Raw genomic sequence first — 4,199 nt, forward strand, 5'->3', positions numbered from 1 at the left:
TAAATCGAACTTTTTCTGAGTTGAATGCTCAGATCACGCATCTGGGAGTTTCGCTGACGGTGCGCAACTACGATAGTCAGGTTACAGAGGCTCTGGCCATGCTGTGTGTGCTGAACAAAATGACGAGGGCAGGTATGCCAGATAGCAGAAATCAACGATGGGGATGTCGTTCCGTAATCTTGTTTATTTAATAAAATCAATGTGATATTTACATAATTATTATCATGATTACATATTAGGATAATACTGGCATTCTAATAGTCAGTGTTCCATTGTGGTACGTAACACCAACGGTGGTGAAATGTTGCAAAGACGTGCCGAATTTATCCACACGCGAGGGAGTAGTATGAACATTTTCATTACCGGTGCTACCGCCGGGTTTGGTGCCGCGATCGCCCGTAAGTTTATCCGCCATGGTCATCACGTTATCGCCGCCGGGCGGCGTCTGGAACGACTGGAGGCGCTACGGGATGAGCTGGGCGATGCGCTGACGGTCGTTCAGTTGGATGTCCGCAATCGAGCCGCTATCCAGGATACGGTAGCACATCTGACATCGGCACAGCGCAATATCGATCTGTTGGTCAACAACGCTGGACTGGCTCTGGGGCTGGAGCCTGCCCATCAGGCTAATATCGATGACTGGGATACCATGATCGACACCAACGTCAAAGGCGTAGTGAACATGACTCGCGCCCTGCTGCCTGAAATGGTCACCCGCAACGCGGGTCATATTATCAATATCGGTTCAACGGCAGGTAGTTGGCCCTACGCCGGCGGCAATGTCTATGGCGCAACCAAGGCCTTTGTCCGCCAGTTCAGCCTTGGCCTGCGGGCCGATCTGCACGGAACCCGGATCCGGGTGAGTGACATTGAGCCCGGATTGGTCAGCGGTACCGAATTCTCCAGCGTCCGCTTTAAAGGTGACGAGCAGCGCGTCACCCATACCTATAAAGATGCGCATGCCCTGACCGCCGACGATATCGCCGAAGCGGTATTCTGGGTAGCGACGCTGCCCCCTCACGTCAACATCAATACGATGGAGGTGATGCCGGTCTCCCAGTCGTTCTCACCCCTGGCAGTCTATCGCGGCGAATAGGCATTCACCGGTTCCGGCTATGGCGTCATCGAGAAAATCATGGCAGATTGAATCAATGACGCTCTACGTGGTATGAAGCGTACATTTCGCTGAGGACAACACTGTGAAGATAGAGAAACGACAGCGGCTCGTCCACTTGATCCCCCTGCTACTGCTCGGCAGCATCGCTTGGCAAAGCGCTGCGCAGGCCGCCAACTGCGAGGCCGGCAGCACCTGCGTCTTTGGCTCCAGCGGTGGGCAAGACAACTCTCTGACCAAAGAACAGGCACGTGAACAGCGGGAGCAGTGGGATCAAACCCGCCCCTTGCGTAGCAAGGTCAACACCCACGTTGAGAAAGCGTTTGATAAGGCAGATCGGGCCATCGAGCAGCGAGAACGCTGTGAGCGCAGCCTGAACGTCAACGCCTACTGGGAGCCAGGTACGCGCCGCTGCCTGGATCGCCAGAGTGGTCACCCGTTAACTCCCTAGCCGACAGGTATCATATATGCATAAACCTATCCTATTGTCCGCCCTGCTCTTGACACCGTTGATCTCTTATGCCGCCGCCGCCTCCTGCGAAAGCATTCGGGATGAGATTAGCCAGAAGATCGTGGCCAACGGCGTTCCGTCAGACGCCTTTACGCTGGAGATCGTCCCCAACGATCAGGTACAGCAGGCGGGTGGTCAGGTCGTGGGTCACTGCGGTAACGACACACAGAAAATTATCTATATTCGTACCGACGGCGCCGAGCCCGGCGCCTACGCGAATCCACGCTAAGTAATTCAGGCCGCCGAAGGCGGCCTGAATTACTTCTCAACAACCTCTTCTCTCCGCTCCCGCAGCCCTATGCCCGCCGGGATCAGCCATGCTGCCAGCAGGGCAAGCCACGCCAATAGTGCCGCAGCAATAAACACCGCGTGCAACGATGCTGCAACCGGCGCCAGCAGCGCGCCGACGTCCTCCGGTGCAGTCTGGGTACGCAAAGTCATCAACTGCTGTACCGGATCGTTTATCTGCGGTAGGCGCCAGGCCAAATTCAGATTTAGCGTCGCGCCGAGAATTGCAGTGCCCAGCGCAGAGCCAAGCATTCGGGTAAATACCGTGCAGGCCGTCGCAATACCGCGCATGGAGTGCGGCGCACTGTTCTGGACGGAGACCAGGAAGGTGGTATTGGTCATTCCCATCGCCGCACCGATGATGAAGGCCGAAATACGCCCCCACCACAGGCTCCCCTGCGGAGTCTGCCACAGCAGACACAGGCTTCCCGCGATCAGCAACAGGGCGCCCAGTAGCGCCGTGGTCCGGTATGACGTATAGACCATCAGCCGACCACTGAGTGTGCTCGCGATAGGCCAGCCAATCGACATCAGAGCCAGCGTTGTGCCCGCTTCCAGAGCCGAATACCCCATGACGCCCTGCACATAGGTGGGCAAAAATGCAGCAACCCCCATCATGGCGGCCCCAACGACCAGCCCGCCGATGTTACCGGCCACCATGATGCGCTGGCGCCAGAGTACGGCCGGGAACAGGGGCTCTGCCGCGCGCAACTCCTGACGCCACAGTAAAAAACCGCTCAGCACGGCAATGGCCAGCAGCAGCAGCACCCACAGCCCCAGCCACTCGGCCTGAAGCAGTGATAGCAACAGCGCGCTGATACCAATGGCGAGCCAGGCGGTTCCAGCCAGATCCAGCGTATGGCGCCGCGGATGCCGTTGTTCGGGAAAATAGCGCCATAGCAAATACATCGCGCAGCAGCCAATGGGCAAATTGATCCAAAAGACCAGGGACCAGTGGAAATGCTGAACGATAAATGCCCCCATCAATGGCCCGACGATCGCCGATACGCCCCAGACGCTGGAGAGATATCCCTGAATACGGGGACGTTCAAGGGGACCATAAACATCGGCGATAATGGTGACAGCGATCGGCGTAATCGCCCCGGCACCGGCCCCCTGCAGCGCGCGGAACGCGATCAGCCACAACATACTGTGGGCGAAACCGCAGAGCACCGAGCCCAGAAGGAACAGCGAGGCACCAATATAAAACATCCGCTTGCGGCCATGCAGATCTGCTAACCGCCCATAGATAGGGATAGAGATCGCCTGTGTCAGCAAATAGGCGGCAAACACCCACCCCAGCAGGGAAAAGCCGCCCAAATCGGCAATGATGGTTGGCATGGCGGTAGAGACAATCGTTACCTCAATCGCAGCCATGAAGGTGGCAAGCATGCAGGCTGTCAAGACCAGTACCCGCTTCGGGCTTATCGGTGTCGTATCCGTACTCATAGGGCCTATGTCATAGAAAATCCTGCGACTATACTAACATGGAGAGATAAGACGATTCCCACTTACTTTCCTTGCCTGCACCTTTCCGCCGTCATTACCACCGGATTTCAGTCTGTACCCTATAGCTAAATTGCCGGGAAATCCCATCCTCAAAAGAAAACTGTGAGATAAACGGCTCATACCGGCCAGAGTATTGGCCGGCATTACTCTCTCTGAGAAAGCCTATGTTACCTATGCCTTCCTGCATGATCAAACCTGCTAAGATCAAGCATTATTTTTTGATGTTATACGCATTCTCACCGTGTTCGTGCTCATCCAATCCTATAATCTCGGCACAGTCATTAACGCGCAACTTCCCATTAACATTTAATAATTTCAGTATGATAACAGTCACCCCCCAAGAGTATAAGGCAACCAAGACCACCGCCATGACCTGGACACAGAAGAGATGGAACCCTGCATTGACCGCACCAACCAATCGGCTCGCAAAAACACTGATGAGAATCGCTCCGACGAGCTCCCCCATCCCATGCGCACGCCAGACCTCCAATGCATCATCGATATGAAAATAGTCTTGTACCCTCTTGGCGAAGAAGCAAACGGTAGATCCAATCAAACCGATTAATACGGCTGACCATGGTTCGACATATCCGGCCGCCGGAGTAATGGTAGCCAGCCCGACAACCGCTCCCACTAACGCAGCCGACAGACTCATTTTCTCCCCAAATTTATGACTCCAATATAACCAGCCAAGCATCGCGACTGAACCTGAGATCGTCGTATTGGTAAATGCGTAGGCAGCCAACGCATCGGCTGCGTAAGCACCACCGGCATTAA

At 55.3% G+C, this 4,199-nt stretch carries 5 protein-coding genes and 1 pseudogene; 4 read left to right on the plus strand and 2 right to left on the minus strand.

Annotated elements, in window-relative coordinates:
* The 4 genes and pseudogenes from EIEH_RS19490 to EIEH_RS04745 form a co-directional block, all read left to right on the plus strand.
* Window positions 1-191 (plus strand): annotated as a pseudogene (locus EIEH_RS19490) (hypothetical protein); the annotation flags it as partial.
* A gap of 155 nt (window positions 192-346) precedes the next feature.
* The gene (gene ydfG / locus EIEH_RS04735; RefSeq protein WP_015871296.1) at window positions 347-1,096 is read left to right on the plus strand and encodes a bifunctional NADP-dependent 3-hydroxy acid dehydrogenase/3-hydroxypropionate dehydrogenase YdfG; all 750 of its coding nucleotides are present in this window, start codon (window positions 347-349) and stop codon (window positions 1,094-1,096) included.
* Window positions 1,097-1,199: 103 nt separating this feature from the next.
* A complete protein-coding gene (locus tag EIEH_RS04740) occupies window positions 1,200-1,565 on the plus strand; it encodes a DUF1283 family protein (RefSeq protein ID WP_015871297.1) in 366 nt (121 codons plus the stop codon).
* A 16-nt stretch (window positions 1,566-1,581) separates the two neighbouring features.
* Window positions 1,582-1,854, plus strand: a complete 273-nt coding sequence (locus EIEH_RS04745; RefSeq protein ID WP_015871298.1) for a DUF1161 domain-containing protein — start codon at window positions 1,582-1,584, stop codon at window positions 1,852-1,854.
* A 29-nt stretch (window positions 1,855-1,883) separates the two neighbouring features.
* Here EIEH_RS04745 and EIEH_RS04750 read toward each other — a convergent pair whose 3' ends face one another.
* The gene (locus EIEH_RS04750) at window positions 1,884-3,362 is read right to left on the minus strand and encodes an MDR family MFS transporter (RefSeq protein ID WP_015871299.1); all 1,479 of its coding nucleotides are present in this window, start codon (window positions 3,360-3,362) and stop codon (window positions 1,884-1,886) included.
* Between the two features lie 271 nt (window positions 3,363-3,633).
* Window positions 3,634-4,199, minus strand: a 566-nt coding sequence (locus EIEH_RS04755; RefSeq protein ID WP_035608873.1) for an ammonium transporter, incomplete at its 5' end; no start/stop codon positions are given.

Origin of the sequence: Edwardsiella ictaluri ATCC 33202, from assembly GCF_000264785.1 — a bacterium.
Classification (GTDB): domain Bacteria; phylum Pseudomonadota; class Gammaproteobacteria; order Enterobacterales; family Enterobacteriaceae; genus Edwardsiella; species Edwardsiella ictaluri.

Excerpts from the sequence above, each read along its gene's own strand:
- EIEH_RS04750 (WP_015871299.1), bottom strand. The coding sequence starts at position 3,362 with ATGAGTACGGATACGACACCGATAAGCCCGAAGCGGGTACTGGTCTTG.
- ydfG (WP_015871296.1), top strand. The coding sequence starts at position 347 with ATGAACATTTTCATTACCGGTGCTACCGCCGGGTTTGGTGCCGCGATC.
- EIEH_RS04745 (WP_015871298.1), top strand. The coding sequence starts at position 1,582 with ATGCATAAACCTATCCTATTGTCCGCCCTGCTCTTGACACCGTTGATC.